General features: G+C 40.4%; 1 protein-coding gene. It reads left to right on the forward strand.

Annotated features, from left to right (window positions below; translation table 11 throughout):
• Nucleotides 1-82 precede the first annotated feature (82 nt).
• The gene (locus NEOC65_RS07945; protein ID WP_213156203.1) at nucleotides 83-1,264 is read left to right on the forward strand and encodes an ISAs1 family transposase; all 1,182 of its coding nucleotides are present in this window, start codon (nucleotides 83-85) and stop codon (nucleotides 1,262-1,264) included.
• The last annotated feature ends 19 nt before the right edge of the window (nucleotides 1,265-1,283 follow it).

The raw sequence follows: 1,283 nt of genomic DNA on the forward strand, positions 1-1,283 counted from the left end.
ATACAGGGTGTTTTGATGAGAAAGATTTGACAAATGCTACATAAATCTAGAATTATCTTCTTTCTAAAAGAAGGAGGTAACAATGGCCAGAAGAAAAACCACTGATAAAAACTTTGCTGATTTGCAAGAAGAGATTGATTTAGAGAGATTTAGAGAAAGCGTAAGATCTAACTTTGCAGATTTTCCAGATCCTCGTATAAGCAAGCGATGTATTTATCCTATATGGTATTTGTTTTTGATTACACTTTCTGGGTATCTAGCAGGATGTAATACCGTGGCTGAAATTGCTCATTTTGCAGAAATAAGGGCCAGCTGGTTTGCTGATCTAATAGGATTAAAGGTAGCTGCACCTTCTTATGATACTCTCTGGTGGTTTCTTGCTAGGGTCCATCCACAAGCATTTAAGGAATTGATTAATCGCTGGCTGCAAGGCTTACCGCAAGAAATGAAAGATCAGCTATTAGTGATGGATGGAAAGCGGCTAAAAGGCGTTTCAGATAATAAGAATATCACGCATATTGTCGAGATATTTGCTGCCGAAGGACGCTTAGTAATTGCTCAAGAGAAAGTACCTGAAAAAGCTATTGAAACCCAAGCAGTGCCCGCCTTGCTCGAGGCTATGGATGTCAGTGGAGCGATTGTATCGATGGATGCACTTTATGCCCATATAGATACCATTGATGAGATTTTGAATAAAGGAGCGGACTATATAGTAGGAATTAAAGGTAACCAAGGCCATCTTAAAGCAGAAGCGTATAACTTCTTTGAGCAAGCAAAAGCAGTTAATTACCAGGGAGTAGAGGGAATAACTCGAGAGGAAACTTATGAGAAAAATCGTGGTCGCATAGAAAGTCGTCATGTATGCGTAGCCAATGCCCTACAGTGGCTTCCTCAACGGGAGAAATGGCATTTGCAGTCCATGATTGAAGTACGTTCTGAACGGAAGGTAGCAGATAAAGTAGAACAAGCTATCCGCTATTATGGATCTAGCCGAAAAGCAGGGGCCAAAGAATTTGCTAAGTGGATCCGAGCGCACTGGGCGATAGAAAATAGTTTGCACCATGTAATGGACGTGGTATTTAAAGAAGATGCTTCATTAAGTGATGTAGGCTTTAGTGCTGAGAACATGGCTTTAATCAGACGCTTAGCTACTAATATAATAAGAACGATGGATTCAGGGCGAGGGATTACCGATGCTAGACGGAATGCCACTTATGCACCTAATTATTTGAGAGGATTACTAGGTAAGGTGTTTATCAAATAATTCTCATCAAAACACCCTG

Origin of the sequence: Neochlamydia sp. AcF65, from assembly GCF_018342435.1 — a bacterium.
In the GTDB taxonomy this organism is placed as follows: domain Bacteria; phylum Chlamydiota; class Chlamydiia; order Chlamydiales; family Parachlamydiaceae; genus Neochlamydia.